The 15,134-nt window shown below is 72.0% G+C and carries 15 protein-coding genes; 5 read left to right on the top strand and 10 right to left on the bottom strand.

The window, feature by feature from the left end; genetic code table 11:
• Window positions 1-11: 11 nt before the first annotated feature.
• From EES41_RS34250 to EES41_RS34215, 8 genes are all read right to left on the bottom strand, one after another.
• The gene (locus tag EES41_RS34250; protein WP_254211677.1) at window positions 12-221 is read right to left on the bottom strand and encodes an MbtH family NRPS accessory protein; all 210 of its coding nucleotides are present in this window, start codon (window positions 219-221) and stop codon (window positions 12-14) included.
• 11 nt (window positions 222-232) lie between these two features.
• Window positions 233-2,518, bottom strand: coding sequence for a pyridoxal-phosphate dependent enzyme (locus tag EES41_RS34245; RefSeq protein WP_123081769.1), 2,286 nt, complete (start codon window positions 2,516-2,518; stop codon window positions 233-235).
• Window positions 2,508-3,500, bottom strand: coding sequence for a kinase (locus EES41_RS34240; RefSeq protein ID WP_254211676.1), 993 nt, complete (start codon window positions 3,498-3,500; stop codon window positions 2,508-2,510). Before EES41_RS34240 ends, EES41_RS34245 begins: the two co-directional genes overlap by 11 nt.
• Window positions 3,501-3,504: 4 nt before the next feature.
• Window positions 3,505-5,001, bottom strand: a complete 1,497-nt coding sequence (locus tag EES41_RS34235) for an argininosuccinate lyase (protein WP_250568861.1) — start codon at window positions 4,999-5,001, stop codon at window positions 3,505-3,507.
• Window positions 4,998-6,299 carry an MFS transporter gene (locus EES41_RS34230; RefSeq protein ID WP_302186181.1) on the bottom strand — a complete coding sequence of 434 codons (1,302 nt, stop codon included), beginning with the start codon at window positions 6,297-6,299 and terminating at the stop codon, window positions 4,998-5,000. The genes EES41_RS34235 and EES41_RS34230 overlap by 4 nt, the downstream gene beginning before the upstream one ends.
• Before the next feature lie 25 nt (window positions 6,300-6,324).
• Window positions 6,325-7,350: a 2-ketoarginine methyltransferase gene (locus EES41_RS34225; RefSeq protein ID WP_123081767.1), complete on the bottom strand. Its 1,026-nt coding sequence runs from the start codon at window positions 7,348-7,350 to the stop codon at window positions 6,325-6,327.
• Between the two features lie 747 nt (window positions 7,351-8,097).
• A complete protein-coding gene (locus EES41_RS34220) occupies window positions 8,098-9,291 on the bottom strand; it encodes a PP2C family protein-serine/threonine phosphatase (protein ID WP_123081766.1) in 1,194 nt (397 codons plus the stop codon).
• A complete protein-coding gene (locus EES41_RS34215) occupies window positions 9,288-10,898 on the bottom strand; it encodes an ATP-binding protein (protein ID WP_123081765.1) in 1,611 nt (536 codons plus the stop codon). The genes EES41_RS34220 and EES41_RS34215 overlap by 4 nt, the downstream gene beginning before the upstream one ends.
• A gap of 156 nt (window positions 10,899-11,054) precedes the next feature.
• Here EES41_RS34215 and EES41_RS34210 point away from each other — a divergent pair, with 156 nt between their 5' ends.
• The 4 genes from EES41_RS34210 (at window position 11,055) to EES41_RS34195 (ending at window position 13,223) form a co-directional block, all read left to right on the top strand.
• Entirely contained in the window at window positions 11,055-11,486 is a 432-nt protein-coding gene (locus EES41_RS34210) for a response regulator (RefSeq protein ID WP_123081764.1), read from the top strand.
• Window positions 11,487-11,695: 209 nt separating this feature from the next.
• Window positions 11,696-11,962 carry a protealysin inhibitor emfourin gene (locus tag EES41_RS34205; protein ID WP_123081763.1) on the top strand — a complete coding sequence of 89 codons (267 nt, stop codon included), beginning with the start codon at window positions 11,696-11,698 and terminating at the stop codon, window positions 11,960-11,962.
• A 119-nt stretch (window positions 11,963-12,081) separates the two neighbouring features.
• Window positions 12,082-12,822: a restriction endonuclease gene (locus EES41_RS34200; RefSeq protein WP_123081762.1), complete on the top strand. Its 741-nt coding sequence runs from the start codon at window positions 12,082-12,084 to the stop codon at window positions 12,820-12,822.
• 17 nt (window positions 12,823-12,839) lie between these two features.
• The gene (locus tag EES41_RS34195; protein WP_123082875.1) at window positions 12,840-13,223 is read left to right on the top strand and encodes a VOC family protein; all 384 of its coding nucleotides are present in this window, start codon (window positions 12,840-12,842) and stop codon (window positions 13,221-13,223) included.
• 34 nt (window positions 13,224-13,257) lie between these two features.
• Here EES41_RS34195 and EES41_RS43325 read toward each other — a convergent pair whose 3' ends face one another.
• Together EES41_RS43325 and EES41_RS34185 are read right to left on the bottom strand one after the other, a co-directional pair.
• Window positions 13,258-13,806: a hypothetical protein gene (locus EES41_RS43325; protein ID WP_250568862.1), complete on the bottom strand. Its 549-nt coding sequence runs from the start codon at window positions 13,804-13,806 to the stop codon at window positions 13,258-13,260.
• Between the two features lie 165 nt (window positions 13,807-13,971).
• Window positions 13,972-14,553 carry a TetR/AcrR family transcriptional regulator gene (locus EES41_RS34185; RefSeq protein WP_123081761.1) on the bottom strand — a complete coding sequence of 194 codons (582 nt, stop codon included), beginning with the start codon at window positions 14,551-14,553 and terminating at the stop codon, window positions 13,972-13,974.
• Between the two features lie 63 nt (window positions 14,554-14,616).
• On the opposite strand from EES41_RS34185, the gene EES41_RS34180 reads away from it, so the two are divergent.
• A complete protein-coding gene (locus tag EES41_RS34180) occupies window positions 14,617-15,114 on the top strand; it encodes an SRPBCC family protein (RefSeq protein WP_123081760.1) in 498 nt (165 codons plus the stop codon).
• Window positions 15,115-15,134 lie beyond the last annotated feature (20 nt).

Here is a 15,134-nt window from a genome sequence, read left to right as displayed (position 1 = left end):
CGCTGTGGCGTTCACTGGCCGTGGCCCGTGCGCAGGCTGAGCGGACGCATGTCGGTCCACACCTCGGCGATGCGGCTCAGGCACTCGTCCTTGGTGCCGCTCTTGCCGCGGGCGTGCCAGCCCGCCGGCAGGGGCCGGTCCGCCGGCCAGATCGAGTACTGCTCCTCGTCGTTGCCGACGACTCGGTAGAGGTCGTCCCGCACCTCGTCCTCCCGCTTCACACCCGTCCCCTTCACCGGTTCCCGGCCCGTGTGGGCTGCTGCGCGTCCTCGTACACGAAGCGGATCTCCCGCTCGGCCGCGTCGAGTACGTCCTCGATCTCCTCGGGCCGCTCGGACGTCGCGATGATGTATCCGAGTCGCCCGTAGGCGTCCTGGGCGGGGCGCACCTCGGCGCCCGGCCGTACCGTCACCGTCACCCGGTCCACGCCGGCCACCGCGGCGGCCCGGTCGGCCCCCTCGATCGCGAGGACGCGTCCGGCCCGTTCGGCGATGAGGAACCGGATGCCTCCCTGCCGGCTGAACTCCGGCTCCAGGAGGGGTTCCTGGCCCGTCGCGGCGCGCACCTGCTGCTCCAGCAGCCCGGTGCCCGTGGCCAGCCGGATCATCTCGGGGATCATGCCGCCGGCCAGCCGGGGGTTCACCTCGATGATCACGGGGCCGTCCGCCACGAGCCGCAGTTCCGTGTGCGTCGGGCCCGACCGCACTCCCGCGGCCGTCAGCGCCGCCCGCGCCGTGCGCGCCAGTTCCTCGGCGACGGCCTGGGACACCGGCGCGGGGAAGAGGTGCTGGTGCTCGACGAAGTAGGGCGTACCCGTGACCGATTTGGCGGTGATGCCGACGCAGTGGTGGCGGCCCTCGACGCTGAACGTCTCGACGCTGTACTCGGGACCGTCGGCGAGTTCCTCGACCAGCGCCGCGCCGGCGGTGGGCAGTCCGCGCGCGTTGACCGTCCGGGCGAGGATGTGCGCGACGTGCGCGCTGACCTCTTCCGCGCTCGTACAGCGCAGCACGTTCGTGGAGCCGGAGTCGTCGACGGGCTTCACGACGCACGGGAGACCGACCTTCGCGGCGGCGGTCACCCCGGCGGCGGCGTCCCGTACGACCACGAACCGGGGCTGGCGCACTCCCGCCCGGGCCAGCGTCTCCCGTAGCTTCGCCTTGTCGCGGCAGGTCCGCATGGCCTCGGCCGGGTTGCCCGGGGCGCCCAGCCAGGTCGCCAGCTCGGCCACGGTGGGCACGTAGAAGTCGCTGGTCGTCGTGATCCCGGCGATCTCCTGGGCGCGGAAGCGGGCCTGGACCGCCTCCCTCAGGGCGGGCAAGGAGTTGGTGTCGCAGACGACCACCTCGGCGCCGGTGTCGTCGAGGCCGGTGTACCGGGTGGGCTCGCCGGTCAGGAGCACCGGCGTGAAGTCCAGCTCGCGGGCCAGCCGCAGGGCCGCCATGCCCGTACCGGTCGTGTTCGACTCGACGAAGAGCAGCGTCCGGCGGACCGGGCGGACCTCGTGGAGCGAGGCCCGGGACCAGGAATGGACCTCGGTGCCGTAGACCACCTCGCGCGGCCGGGGCGCGAGTTCCAGGTCCGACAGCCGGTGTTCGTCCCAGTGGTCCTGGCTGTAGACGGTGTCGGCGTACCGGTCGCCGCGGTCCGGGAAGATCCCCACGATGCGGCGGCCGGGCTCGCCGTGCGCGGCGAGGAACCGCAGCACCTGGTAGACGGAGCCCGAGGTGTTCCCCGCGAAGATCTGCTGCTCCCGGGCGAGGTCGTGGGTGGCCGCGAACGCCTCGTGGTCGTTGAGCCAGTGCACCTCGTCCAGGAGCGAGGCGTCGAGGTTGGCCGGCTGGAGGCTGTTGCCCAGCCCGCTCTGCAGTCGGCCCGGCCGGTCCGGCTGGGCGAACAGCGCGCTGCCGACGCAGTCCACGCCGACGACGTACAGGTCCGGGTTGTGGCGGCGCAGGGCGCGCGCCGTGCCGCAGAGCGAGCCGCCGCTGCCCACGGCCCCGACCAGTACGTCGACGGTGCCGAGGTCCGTGACCAGTTCCTGGGCGAGCGCCCGGTAGGCCCCGGGGTTGTCGGGGTTGCTGTACTGCTGTGGCCAGAAGGCGCCCGGCAGGTCCGCGCGGAGCTGCTCCAGGCGTTCGAGGCGCGCGCTCTGCCAGCCGTGGCTCGACATGCGCTCCACGACGTGGACCTCGCAGCCCAGCGCGCGCAGCTTGGCGAGGGTGATGGGGTCGATACGGGGGTCGGTGACGATGTGCACCGGGTGTCCGAGGGAGCGGCCGACGAGGGCGATGCCGAGCGCCATGGTGCCCGAGGAGCTCTCGATCACCGGCGCGCCGGGCCGCAGTACGCCGAGGCGCCGGGCTTCCAGGAGCATGTGCCGGGCCACCCGGTCCTTCATGGCGAACGGGTTGTGCATTTCCAGCTTGGCGCACACCTCTACACCGGGGGGTGCGTCCAGCCGCAGCCGTATCAGCGGCGTCGACCCGATGGAGTCGTGCATGGCATCAAAGAACATCGCCGTTCCCCTCGGTGGCGTCGCGCCGCGCGGACGGGCCGGGCGCGTAGTGGTAGATGGTGCTGGGCCCGCCGAGGCGCGCGCATCGGGCTTGTACGTGGGAGGTCTTGCGGTCCAGTTCGGGGTCGTCACCGGCGAAGAGGACGCCGAGCACGGTTCCGCTGTGCGCGACGACCACGCCGAGTCCGTCCGCTTCCGCGCAGGCCTCCAGCAGGGGTGCGAGTGCGGCGCGCGGCCGCTGCCGGGCGTGGAGTTCGGCGCTGCGGGTGGCCACGCCGCCCACCGTGCGCAGGTCCTCCTCGGCGACCGCGCCGGTCAGCCGGTCGAGCAGCGCGGCGTATTCCGCCCGGGTTTCGGCGTCGACGGGGGCGGGCCTGCGGTTGTAGGTGACGGTGTCGACCTGGCCGCCTTCGTCGTAGCCGACGACCACCAGCCGGGGCAGGTGGCCGAGGCGGCTGTGCAGCCGTACCTCGCGGTGCAGGAAGGCCACGATCTCGTCGTGCATGACCCCGTCGGAGGGTTCCACCTCGCGCAGCAGGGACTCGACGGTGGCGGTGGGAAAGGCCGTCCCGAAGGCGTCCGCCACGGCGCGTACCGAGGCCACCAGGTCCGCGGACGAGCTCGCCAGCCCCTTGCCCTCGGGCAGTTCGCTGTCGAGTACGAGTTCGCCGCCGCCCGGGTGGCCGAGCGCCTCCAGTGCCAGCGCGGCGACCCGCGCCGATTTGCGCTTGCGCGCGGCGTCCACGGTGATGCCCGTGGCGCCGTCGCAGTAGTGGAACGTCGCTTTGGAGCCGGTGGTGATCGGCAGCGTCACGAGGAAGTGCCGGTCGTCCGGGAGGACGCCCTGGAGCAGTTCGCCGAAGGTTCCTACGGCCCAGCCGCTGCCGACCGCCCAGGGGCCCGGCGCTCCGGCGGCCGCCGCCGGCCATGTGGTGGGCACGGGGAGGCGTGCCGTCCGCTGGTCCACTGTGTTCCCCCGCATGCGCTCACTCCGCATCGGCGCCGAGACCCAGTGCACGGTCCGTGCCGTCCAACGCCTGCCGTACGACCGCCGCGCGCCGCTCCCACGCGTCGGCGAGGCCCTTCTCGTCCTGCTCCTGTCCGGCCAGGGCGGCCCGTACGTGGTCGGGGTTCGCGGATCCGGAGGACCGCATCCTCGGCAGCGCGCGCCGGACGTCGAACGCGTCCGCGAGGAGGGCTTCGGCGTCCTCGATGACGTGTCCGTGCTCCGCGGCGAGGTCTCGAAGGACCTGCGGTGCGCTGTCCTTGGGCGTGCGTCCGGCCCGTACTCCGGCCAGTACGTAGCCGCCGGCGATCACCTGGGCCGTGCGCCATGCGACGCCGTGGTGCAGCGTGAGCTGGTTGGCCAGGGTGAACCCGCCGAAGTACTCCTTCTCGCAGGCCCCGAGGAGCCGGTCCTCCCGCAGGACGAGGTTTTCGAGGACGGCCGTCAGCAGCCGGAGCACGTCGTGGCAGGTGTCGAAGGCCTCGGCCACGTGGGCGCCGGCTTCCTTGGACACCTCCACGAGGTTGCTGTAGGGCGTGTTGCGCTGGCCGAGCATCACATCGATGTGGAAGGCGGCCAGATGGGCCGTCTTGCCGCGGATGCGTTCCAGGATCGGGAAGTTCTTCTTCTGCGGCATGGCCGCGGAGATGCCGGAGAGCGCGTCGGGCAGGTCGATGAACCCGTGCTCGCTGCCGGCCCACATCAGCAGGTCGGTGCAGAAGCGGCTCAACGTGCCGCCGAGGAGGCTGAGTTCGGAGGTGACCTCGGCCGCCCACTCCCGGGAGGCGACGGCGTTGAGCGCGAGGGGCTCCGCGCGGTCGAAGCCGAGGAGGGCGGCCAGCCGGTCCCGGTCCCAGGGCAGCTCCTGCCCGGACATGGCGCCGGCGCCGAGCGGGCACGCGTCGATCAGGTCGTGCGCCTGCAGCATGCGCCGGGAACGGCGCAGCAGCCGGTCGCTCAGGGCGGCGAAGTAGAAGCCCGCGCTGATGACCTGGGCCGACTGGAAGTGCGTGTACCCCGGCATGAGCACGTCCGCGGACCGCTCGGCGAGCCGCTGGGCGGCGCCGGCGAGGACGTGCAGACCGGCCGCGACCTCCTGGAGCCGCTGTTTGGCGAACATCACCTGGGCGCAGGCCTGGAGGTCGTTCCTGCTGCGGTCGGCGTGCCAGACGGGGACGGGCTCCTCCAGCCGTTCCGTGACGCTCCGCTCCACCGCGAGGGCGATGTCGGAGAGGCTCTGCTGCCGCCCCCGCTCGATCACTTCGGGGGTGACGCCGTCCAGGAGGCGCCCGAGCGTGCGCGCCTGCCCGGCTCCGATCAGCCCCATCCGCAGGTACTCGGCCACGAGCGACTTCTCGATCGCCAGGTACCAGGGCAGCAGGGTCCGGGCCTCGTACCGGAACTGCGGATCGAGGACCAGTTCCCGGACCAGTGCGCTCGGGTCCTCGGTGACCCGTCCGCTCAGTCGCCCGGTCATGCCGTGGGCTCCGCTTCCGGCTGCGGGACGGGGACGCGCTTGACGGTGCGTACGTGCGAGCACGCCAGCACCAGGGGCGCGAGCAGCGTTCCCAGGGAGGCCAGGACCAGTGCGGGCAGCGTGCCCACCGCGGTGCCGAGCAGCCCGCCCAGGACGGCGCCGATGGGCATGACGCCCATCCCGGCCATCCGGTTGGTCGCGTTCATCCGGCCCTGCATCTCGTCCGGCGTGATGGCCGACCGGTAGCTGCGGACGTTGATGTTGTAGACCACGATCATCGCCGCGTCCAGGACGTACATGGCGACCATCAGGGCCACCGCCGCGGGTGCCGGAACCAGCGTGGCCAGCGGGGTCAGCAGCGAGGCGACACCCGTGAGGGTGGCCGTCAGGACGAGCAGCCGGCCGAGCGGGAGCAGGCGGCTCATCGGCGCCGCGATGACGGCTCCGACGAGCGCCCCGGCGCCCGACGCGGCCAGGATCAGGCCCACGGTGTACGGGGGGATGTCGAGGGTGCGGGTCACGAAGACCAGTGCCACGGGCTCGGCGATCGCCATGAAGAAGTTGATGATGAGCGTGGTCAGGACCAGGGTCCGCACCGTGACGTGGCCGGTGACGAACGCGACGCCGTCGGCCATGTCGCGCCAGATGGACTGACCCGCCTCGGCGCCTTCCTCGCTCCCCTCGGTTCCCTGGGTCCCGTCACTGCCCTCGGCTCCTTTGCGCTCGCCGCGGATGAGCGCGGTGAAGAAGGCCGAGAGGGCGAAGAGCACCGTGTTGATCAGCATCGAGACGGGCCCGGCGAGCAGCTGGAAGATTCCGCCGCCGAGCGCGCTTCCCGCGATGCTCGCCGAGGAGGCGCTCAATTCCAGTTTGCTGTTGCCCTCGATGAGGTCGTCACGCTCGACGAGTGCGGGAAGGATGGAGGCACTGCCCACATCGGCGACGACGCTGAAGCAGCCGACGAGCAATGCCACGACGAGCAGGGTGGGCACACTCAGAAGGTCGAGCCACCAGGCGATCGGGATGGCGAGCAGAAGAAGTGCGCGGGCAATGTCGCACAGGACGATAATGGCCCGCTTCGGTTTCCGGTCCAGCCACACTCCGGCAAAGAGACTGACCCCGATATAGGGCACATAACCAGCGGCCGAAAGCAACCCCATCTCGAAGAGGGAGGCATCCAGGGAAACGGACGCGAGCAGCGGGAAAATGACCGCCACCATGTGCGCCGCGAACATGGAGGACGTCTGGCCGAGCCATAGGTTCCGGAAATCCCGGTGCCGCCACAACCCCGAGGGCACGTCTCCTACCCTTTCCTTTCCGGTACTAGTGGCCACGTACCAGAAATCCCAGTTCGAGGCCGGTCGAGTCGACCTCGGGCGCGGTCGTCAGACATGCCACGACATCACCCCCGGCCTCCGCGATCAGCTCTTCCCAGAAGACCCGCGTCTCCAGGCGCTGCTCCGTGATCCGGTGCAGGAAGTAGTAGGGGTTGTAGTACGCGTTGCCCAGGCCGTGCCGCAGGACGGCCGGGTCCAGGGGGCGGTGGTCCACCTCGACGATCGCGAGGTGCGCTCCGGGCGCGCTGGCCAGCGCGGTGCGCACCACCTCGACGGTGGCGCCGCGGCCCTGCTGTTCCAGGACCTCCTGGAGCGAGAACGCCGTGACGAAGCAGGGGGCGCCCACCGCTTCGGCCTTGACCTGCGCCATGTAGTCCTCGGCGGTCGCGTTCACGAACCGGACCTGGTCGGACATGCCGCGCTCGGCCGCGGCGCGGCGCGCGTTGTCGATGCTGCCGGCGGTCGGGTCCACGCCGATGCCCGGGCTGCCGTCCTCGCAGAGGTCGAGGAGGAAGGTGCCGTCCCCGCATCCGAGGTCGACCAGGGCGCTGGGCGGCTCGGGAAGGCGGGTGATCAGCCGCTTGACCAGGGGAACGGCATCGAAGCGGCTCATGCCGCAGCTGCCGAGGCCGACCATGGTGCCGTTGCGCGAGGCGAACCGCTTCCGGTCGGCCATGACCTCGGGAAGTTCCCGCAGGGTGGCGCCGTACCCGCCGATGAGGAGCTCGTACCAGGGGCGGAACTCAAGGAGTTCGCGGCCCTTGGCGGTGATGGCCGGCACGCCCTCGGAGTCGGTGACGATCCCCTCGCCCTCCAGGTAGCGCAGCAGGCCGGTGAGCCGCTCGGGGTGGAGGTTCAGGTCCTTGGCCAGGCCGTCGACGTCGGTCGGCGAGGGCTCGCCCAGCCGGGTTAACAGACCGCTCGACATGGCGAACTCTATGCACTGGGCGAGAAAGAAGTGCCTGATGGGCTGGATCGCAGAAATCAGGCGCTGCTCGAAGTCTGGTTGCATATTCTCTTTGCTCTCGTCGTTACCGTCAGCTAAGCAACCCGCTCGGATGGCAGGCGCGGTCCCCGCTGAGATTTCAGCCACGACTGAGCACCCCCCTCGAATCCTCGGTGAACGCACTCTAACTTGAGCACGTTTGGCGAGACCAGGCTTGACTTCCGAGGTCCGCGTGAGTAAGGCCGATGCCTCATGGACCCCTGGTGTCTCGCGGACAACTTCCATCGGGTGACGAACACGTGGCCGGTCGCATCCGAAAACATTGAAGGCCGTACGAGGTCGCGTCGCCGCTCGACGGTCGGATTCGACGAGGGCGATAACGAAAACGGGTTGGCCCGTATTGACCTTGCCCGCCCCGCGGCGCGGGAGCCGCACCAGCCGCGCCGACGCGGATGAACGCCTTGATCATTTACCAAAACAGCAGGTTCGCGCCGTGAAGGAGGCGCGGAACAGGACAGCGGGCGTCGGCCACCGCGTTCCGCCCGAGCCGGCGAAGGCCTGCCGTCAGTGGCCGGAGAAGACCCTTTCCCGCGACGGGAAACAACCGCTCGCCCCCGCGCCCCGGCGCGGCCGACGCCCACGGCCGGTCCGGCATCGGCATGATCGTCCGCGCCGCCCGAGCGGGCGGCCGTGACGGTCCGTGATCCTGTGAAGATGTTCAGGTCCCACGACGGACCGGTCCCACGACGGACCGGTCCCACGACGGACGGTGCCACGACGGACCGGTCACCCGCCGCCCTGCTGACGGCGCGGTCAGGCCGTCGGCGGCCGGCCGTTCCAGTCCAGCCGCAGGACGGCGAGGTCGTCGGTGTGGCGGCCGGCGTTCCGGGCGCGGGTCTCCTTGATGAGGAGGTCGATGTGGGCGCCCGGGTCGGACGGCGGCAGCCGCTCGATCAGCGCCAGCAGCCCTTCGACGCCGAGGCGTTCGCCGCCCGTCGCCCCGCTGTGCCCTTCGGTGAGCCCGTCGGTGTAGAGGGTCAGGGCCCCGGTCGGCGGCAGCGGGATCACGGTGGCCGGCCAGGAACGCACCTCCGGGGCGATCCCGAGCGCGATGCCATGGGCCGCGACCGCCTCCCGGGTTCCCTCCGCGGTGGTGATCAGGGGGGTGTCGTGGCCGGCCAGGTACACGGTGGCGGTGCCCCCCGCCTGGTCGAGGGTGAGCAGGGCGCAGGTGGCGAACAGGAACTGCGGGCCGCGTTCGGCGACCAGGATGCGCTCCAGGAGGTGCAGCAGGTCGGGGCCGCGGTGTCCGCCGAGGACCAGGGACCGCCAGGCGATGCGCAGGCAGACGCCGAGGGCGGCGGCGTCGGGGCCGTGTCCGCTGACGTCGCCGACCACGGCGTGGAGCAGCCCGTCGTCGCCTTCGACGACATCGAGGAAATCGCCTCCGAGCAGGGCCTGTTCACGCCCGGGCAGGTAGCGGGTGGTGACGGTGACCGTGCTGGTGTCGAGCATCGGCTGGGGCAACAGCCCGCGTTCCAGGCGGGCGTTCTCCTCGGCCCGCAGGCGGGCGGCCTGGGCTTCGGCGCTCGCGCGTTCGGTGTGGCTGCGGTAGACGGCGTAGCGCACCGTGCGGCGCAGCAGGTCCGCGTCGACCTTGCCCTTGACCAGGTAGTCCTGGGCTCCGGCAGCCATGGCGTCGGAGCCCGCCCGCTGCTCGGACAGGCCGGTCAGGACGATCACCGCGGTGTGCGGGGCCAGGTCGCGGACGGTGGTGACGCCGTTGGTCCCCGAGAGGTCGGGCAGGTGCAGGTCCAGGAGGATGCAGTCGACCTGGCGGTGGGCGAGTTCGCGTCGGGCCTGGGCCAGGGTCGTGGCCGAGGTCAGCTCGAACCGCAGTCCGGTGTCGTACAGCAGCTCCTCGACCAGGAGGGCGTCGGCCGCGTCGTCCTCGACCAGCAGCACGCGGTACGTCGGCTCGACCGGCAGGGGGGTCGGCTCGCTCACGACTCCCGCTCCCCGCCGTCGAGGGCCGGCCCCGCCGGTGCCGCGCGGTGGCCCGCGGTCTCGGGCGGTGCGGCGGCGAGGGTGAAGGTGATGCGGGTGCCGTCGGTGTGGGCGGGGTCGATCGCGATGGTGCCGCCGTGGAACTCGACGATCTTCTTGCACATCGCCAGTCCGATCCCGCTGCCGTGGTAGGCGTCCTTGGTGTGCAGACGCTGGAAGATCACGAACACCTTCTCCGCGTACTCGGGGGCGATGCCGATGCCGTTGTCGGTGACGGCGAACCGCCACAGCTCGCCCTCCCGTTCGGCCGACACGTGGATCTCCGGCCTCTCGTCGGGGCGGCGGAACTTCACGGCGTTGCCGATCAGGTTCTGCCAGAGCATCCCCATCTGCGTGGGGTCGGCGACCAGGGTCGGCAGCTCGTCGTGGGTGATCACCGCTCCGGCTTCCTCGATGCCGACGCTGAGGGCGGAGAGGGTCCGCTCCATCACCGAGTCGAGGTCGATCTTCTCGTGCGTGTGGTGGACGCGGCCCACCCGGGAGAAGTCGAGGAGGTCGTTGATGAGGGTCTGCATGCGGTTCGCGCCGTCGACCGCGTACTCGATGTACTGGTCCGCCCGGGCATCGAGCTGTCCCCCGTAGCGGCGCTGAAGGAGCTGGGTGAAGCTGGAGACCTTGCGCAGCGGCTCCTGGAGGTCGTGGGAGGCCACGTAGGCGAACTGCTCCAGCTCGGCGTTGGACCGCTTGAGGTCGGCGGCCTGCTCGTCGAGGCGCATGCGCGACTCCTCGATGAACGCGGCTTCGCGAACGAGCCGTTCGCGCATGGAGTCGATCTCCGCGCCGAGCCGGCGCAGGTCCGCGGGGCCGGCCGGGGTGACGGGGTGCTCGAAGTCGCCGGCGGAAACCTTGCGGACGTCCGCGCCGAGCTGTGCCAGCGGCGTGGTGATGCCGCGGCGCAGCCCCTCGAAGACCAGCACGGCGAGGGCGAGGATGACCAGCGCGACCACGCCGAAGATCCAGTTCCGCAGCCGCATGGTGGCCGCCAGGTCGTCCCTGGCGTCGGCGCGGTCGGCCTGGAGTTCCCGCTGCTGCTCGGCCAGCGCGGCGCGCACGGCGTCGAACGCGGTCTTGCCCTCCGCGGCGCGCTCGGCGGCCAGCGCCGGGGCCGCCCCGGGCGTGGTGGCGGCGATGGGCCGGGCGATCCGCTCCTGCCAGGCTTCCGCCGTGTCCTCGACGGCCTGTACGTCCCGCAGCCCGCCGGGGTCGTCGTGGAGCAGTTCGGCGAGCCGGGCGGTGAACGCCCCCTGGTCGGTGAGGCCCTGCTGGTAGGGGACCAGGAACTGCGCGTTGCCGGTGAGTCCGTAGCCGCGGATTCCGGTCTCCTGATTGAGCAGCGCCGATTCCAGGCGGATCGAGGTGGTCAGGGCGGGAGACTTCACGTCCACCAGGCCCCGGCTGATGGCGGTCGTCCGGGCCAGGACCCAGGCTCCCGTCACACCGAGCAGGGTCAGGACCACCAAGGACACGGCCACGCCCACCCGGAGCCACCGCCGGGTCGTCCACCCGGACGGGGCCCCGGGGCCCGGCAGCCCCTCTTCGCCGGTCATCTCTTACGCCCTCCGCTGTCGCTGCCGCTCCCGAACATGATGCGGCCTGCATACTGTAGAGCGCCCCCGGACAACGATTGTTGTCGCGGTCCCGCCGAGAGCCCAGAGTGCCAGGTATGCCGGGCACCACCTCCCCGACACCCCACGGAGCATCAGATGACGAGCGCCCCCGCCCTCACCTACGACGTCCTGCTCGTCGACGACGACGCGGCCGACGCCATGCTCATCGAGGAGGCGCTCTCCGAGCGCGGGTCCCGCAACCTGATCCGGGTCACCGACGGAGTCGCCGCGCTGGAGCACTTGCGCACCCCCGGGAGCACCCGTCCCGACCTGATCGTCCTCGACCTCAACATGCCCCGGATGAACGGCCGCGATCTCCTCCAGATCCTGAAGAACGACGAGACCCTGCGGACCATCCCCGTCGTGGTCCTCACCACCTCGTCCGCACCCGAGGACATCTCGGGCGCCTACCACCGCCGCGCCAACGCCTACGTCACCAAACCCGTCAACCTCGAAGAGTTCGAGAGGGCAGTCCAGAGCATCGACTCCTTCTACCTCGACACCGCCGCCCGCCTGCCCCGCGGCTGAACCCGGCGCCGGGCGCCGGCTCCGGCGCCCGGCAGCGGTTTCCGGTCATCTCCGGACGGCTCCGGCGCGAGGGGGCACACGCGTCGTTTTCGGGGGCAGACGATGGGTGCTCACCCGTGTCCGGGTGAGCACCCATCCACGCGGCGCTCCCTCGGCCCGGCCCGACCGGACGGCCGAAGGGGCGGCGCTCTGCCCCAAGGAGTCTCACGATGCTGATCACCGTCATACGCACCGGCGGGTTCGCGGGCGGGGAACGGAGCCGTTCCCTCGACACGCTGTGCCGGCCCGACGGCACCGAACTGGAGCGGCTGGCCGAGCGCGTGCTGAGCAGCGAGGGTCCCGGCGGTCAGGATCCGGTCGCGGACGGCTTCCGTTACTCCGTCCACATCGACGGCAAGCTGGTGGAGTTACAGGATCCGTACCTCACCGAGGACCAACTCCGGCTGGTCAACACCGTCCTGACGCAAGGCGCCTGAGCCCCGCCCGCCCCGGGCGACGCCGACCGTACTCCCGCCCGGCGGCGGCTCATGATCCGTCCCGGACGGGGAAGGCGGCTGCCGAACGTACGGCGGGCAACGACCGGGAGGGTTCCCCCATGGCGATACCGAAGGCAGGCGGAAACCGGGCTCGACGGCGCGGCACACCGATCGGGCGGGACGTGGTGCTCGCCATCGGGCTCGCCGGGGTCGTCGTGGGTGGCCTGGTCACCTTCGTCAAGGCCGTCGGAGCGTCAGGGACGCGGCTTCCGGTCGTGCCCGTCGTCCTGGCGGCGTTCCTCCTGAGCGCGGTGGCGCTCGCCGGCTGGAGCGTGGCTCCCGCCCGGCGGCGTCCCGCCGGGCCTCCCGGCCCGGCCCCGTGGCCGGAGACGGCCGCACCGGACGGATCGGGCCTGCCGGACCTGCCGGACCTGGGAGCCACCGCGCTGGACCATGCCGCGGTGGACGCCGACGGCTTCGAGCACACCATCGCCGCGCTCTGCGTGCGCGACGGCTGCACCCCGGTGGAAGTCGTCGGAGGCGCGGGAGACTTGGGCGCCGATGTCCTCGCCACGACCCCGGGCGGGCTCCGGGTCGTGCTGCAGTGCAAGCACTACTGCGAGGACAACCGGGTCGGCTCGCAGGACCTCCAGCGTTTCGGCGGAACGTGCTTCGCGGTCCACGACGCCGATGTGGCCGTCGTCGTCACCACCAGCTCCTTCACCGAGCCGGCCCTCGAATACGCCGCCGCCTGCGGCATCGTCTGCATCGACGGCGACGCCCTGGCGGCCTGGACCGAGCTGGCCGTGGCGCCGCCCTGGGAAGCACCGGATCCGGACCCCGATCCCGTGGCCGTGTAGTGCGTACACTGCCGGCCATGGCATGCCGCATCAGTGAGCTGGTCATCGACTGCGCCGAGCCCCAGCGGCTCGCAACGTTCTGGAGCGAGGTCCTCGGCTACGTCGAACTCGGCCGGGAAGAGGACGGGGGCATCGAGATCGGGCCGCCCGGCGCCGGCTTCGGCGGTCCGCAGCCCACCCTGATCCTCAGCCCCGGCGGCGGACCGCGGACCGGGAAGCTCCGGCTGCACATCGACGTCAACGCCACCGACCGCGACCAGGACGCCGAGCTGGAGCGACTGCTCGCCCTCGGCGCCACGCCCGTCGACATCGGCCAGACCGGCACCGAGAACTGGCACGTCCTGGCCGACCCGGAAGGCAACGAATTCTGCCTCCTGCACCGGCGGCTCCCGCCACTTTGACGACAGGCCCAGGGCCTGTGTTTCGGATCGGGCCCTAGGCCACTCGCGGGGCCCTGCGGGGCCGCCGTGGGGCCGTGTCGAGGAGGGCCCACAGCCGGCGGCCGTCCTCCGCGAGGTCGTCTCCGCAGCTGTCGAGGCTCGCGAGGACCTGGAGACCGGCGAACACCTCCCCCTCGGGCGCGGCGCCGGGCTGGTGGCTGAGCGCGACCACCAGGATCTTGTCCGACTGGTCGGCGAGGTGCAGGCTGACCCGGCGCCCGCCCTCCCGTACCGCCGCGGCGACCAGGAGCTTCACGGCGGTTTCCAGGTCCCGCTCGTCCAGCCGCGGATGGTCCCATCCGCGTACGGACGTCAGGGCCTGGGCGGCGGCCTTCGCCGGAGCCCATTCGTCCGCGCGGAACGTCAGCGCGACCGTCCGGCGGTTGCGGATCCGCATCCGGGGCCGCGGCAGAGCGGGGAGCAGGCCGCCGGGTTTCGTGGCCGGCTGGGGCCGGGGCGGCTCCACGGGCTTCTTCTGCGGTGGCGGGGATTTCGGCGGGTAGGTCGGCGGCAGCTTGGGGCCCTTGGCCTCGGGACTGGTCAACTCGTCCTCCTCGCAACGGGGAACAGGCGGCTCCACCATCCTGGCAGGGTCCTGTCCGCCTCGGAGCCGATCCACCCGGCCGGGGTTCCAGGTGCGCCCGCAGGAGGCCTTCACCGACGGGGTGTTGACGGTGCGTCGGCCGCCACGGCGTCGGGCCGACGGGGCTCAGGCCAGAAGGGCCGCCGTGCAGTCTTCGGCGAGGGACTCGGCGTGCGGCGGCAGGGCTGCGCCCGCGCGCAGGTGGCGGCGGACCACGGACAGCGGCAGATCGACCAGGGCCACGGTGACCCGGTCCCGGGCCTGCTCGTCCGTGGCGCCCAGCGCCCGGGCGAGACCGCTCACGGTGGCGAACACCCTGCCGTTGCCGGAGTCGGCGCGCGCGGTGTGTTCCGCGGACCAGTCGGCTCGGCCGAAGTCGGCGGCCCCGTAGAGGAGGAGGGCGGCCTCCCGGGGGTTCTCCCGGCTCCAGGCCACCACGTACCGGGAGCCGGCGCGCGCCGCCCGGTGCGGGTCGGGCTCCCCGCCGAGCACGGCGAGGTAGCCCTGCTGGAACCGTTCGACGGTCCGCAGCCACACCTCCGCGAGCAGCGCCGGGCGCCCGGCGAAGCGGTGGTAGACCGAGCCGCTCGGCGCGCCGACGGCCTGGGCGACCGCCGACATGGTCACGGCGGCCGGTCCCCCGGCGGCGGCGAGGGCGACTGCGGCGTCGAGGAGCTGGTCGGTGTCGAAGCGGGGTGGTCGGGCCATGAATCAGAGGGTACCCTCCAATTTATTGGAGAGCGGTCTCCAATACTGTTGAGGGGAGGACGCATGGGCGTCCACAACGTGCACGAGCGCCTGCTGAACGCGAAGGAGAGCGAGGTGGGCGCGCTCATCGACACCCTCGCGAGCGGGGACGGCGACCTGCTGTGGCCCGGCCGGGACTGGTCGCCGATGGAGTTCGACCGCCCGCTGGCGCCCGGCGCGGTGGGGGGCCACGGACCGGTGCGCTACACGGTGTCCGGGTACGCGCCGGGAAGCTGGATCCGCTTCGAGTTCACGGGGCCGCGGGGGTTCCACGGCCACCACGAGCTGGCCGTACTGCCCGCGGGCCCCGGCCGGACCCGGCTGCACCACACGCTCTCCATGACCACGAGCGGACTGGCCCGGATCACCTGGCCGCTCGCCTGGCGGCCACTGCACGACGCCTGCCTGGAGGACGGCCTCGACCGCGCCGAACTCGCCTCCACGGGCCGGGTGGTCCGCCCGGCGCGCTGGTCGCCGTACGTGCGCTTCCTGCGCGCACTGGCCGCCCGCGCCGGGCACTGACACCGCGCTCCCCCGCCCCG

Source organism: Streptomyces sp. ADI95-16, from assembly GCF_003721495.1.
Lineage (GTDB): Bacteria > Actinomycetota > Actinomycetes > Streptomycetales > Streptomycetaceae > Streptomyces > Streptomyces goshikiensis.
The sequence above is the reverse complement of the archived record's forward strand: the minus strand, read 5'-3'. Positions and strand labels throughout refer to the sequence as shown.

What these genes read in the sequence shown, in the direction of transcription:
- EES41_RS34245 (WP_123081769.1), bottom strand. Translation starts at nt 2,518, where the DNA reads ATGTTCTTTGATGCCATGCACGACTCCATCGGGTCGACGCCGCTGATA.
- EES41_RS34240 (WP_254211676.1), bottom strand. Translation starts at nt 3,500, where the DNA reads ATGCGGGGGAACACAGTGGACCAGCGGACGGCACGCCTCCCCGTGCCC.
- EES41_RS34235 (WP_250568861.1), bottom strand. Translation starts at nt 5,001, where the DNA reads ATGACCGGGCGACTGAGCGGACGGGTCACCGAGGACCCGAGCGCACTG.
- EES41_RS34225 (WP_123081767.1), bottom strand. Translation starts at nt 7,350, where the DNA reads ATGCAACCAGACTTCGAGCAGCGCCTGATTTCTGCGATCCAGCCCATC.
- EES41_RS34215 (WP_123081765.1), bottom strand. Translation starts at nt 10,898, where the DNA reads ATGACCGGCGAAGAGGGGCTGCCGGGCCCCGGGGCCCCGTCCGGGTGG.
- EES41_RS34210 (WP_123081764.1), top strand. Translation starts at nt 11,055, where the DNA reads ATGACGAGCGCCCCCGCCCTCACCTACGACGTCCTGCTCGTCGACGAC.
- EES41_RS34205 (WP_123081763.1), top strand. Translation starts at nt 11,696, where the DNA reads ATGCTGATCACCGTCATACGCACCGGCGGGTTCGCGGGCGGGGAACGG.
- EES41_RS34200 (WP_123081762.1), top strand. Translation starts at nt 12,082, where the DNA reads ATGGCGATACCGAAGGCAGGCGGAAACCGGGCTCGACGGCGCGGCACA.
- EES41_RS34195 (WP_123082875.1), top strand. Translation starts at nt 12,840, where the DNA reads ATGGCATGCCGCATCAGTGAGCTGGTCATCGACTGCGCCGAGCCCCAG.
- EES41_RS34185 (WP_123081761.1), bottom strand. Translation starts at nt 14,553, where the DNA reads ATGGCCCGACCACCCCGCTTCGACACCGACCAGCTCCTCGACGCCGCA.
- EES41_RS34180 (WP_123081760.1), top strand. Translation starts at nt 14,617, where the DNA reads ATGGGCGTCCACAACGTGCACGAGCGCCTGCTGAACGCGAAGGAGAGC.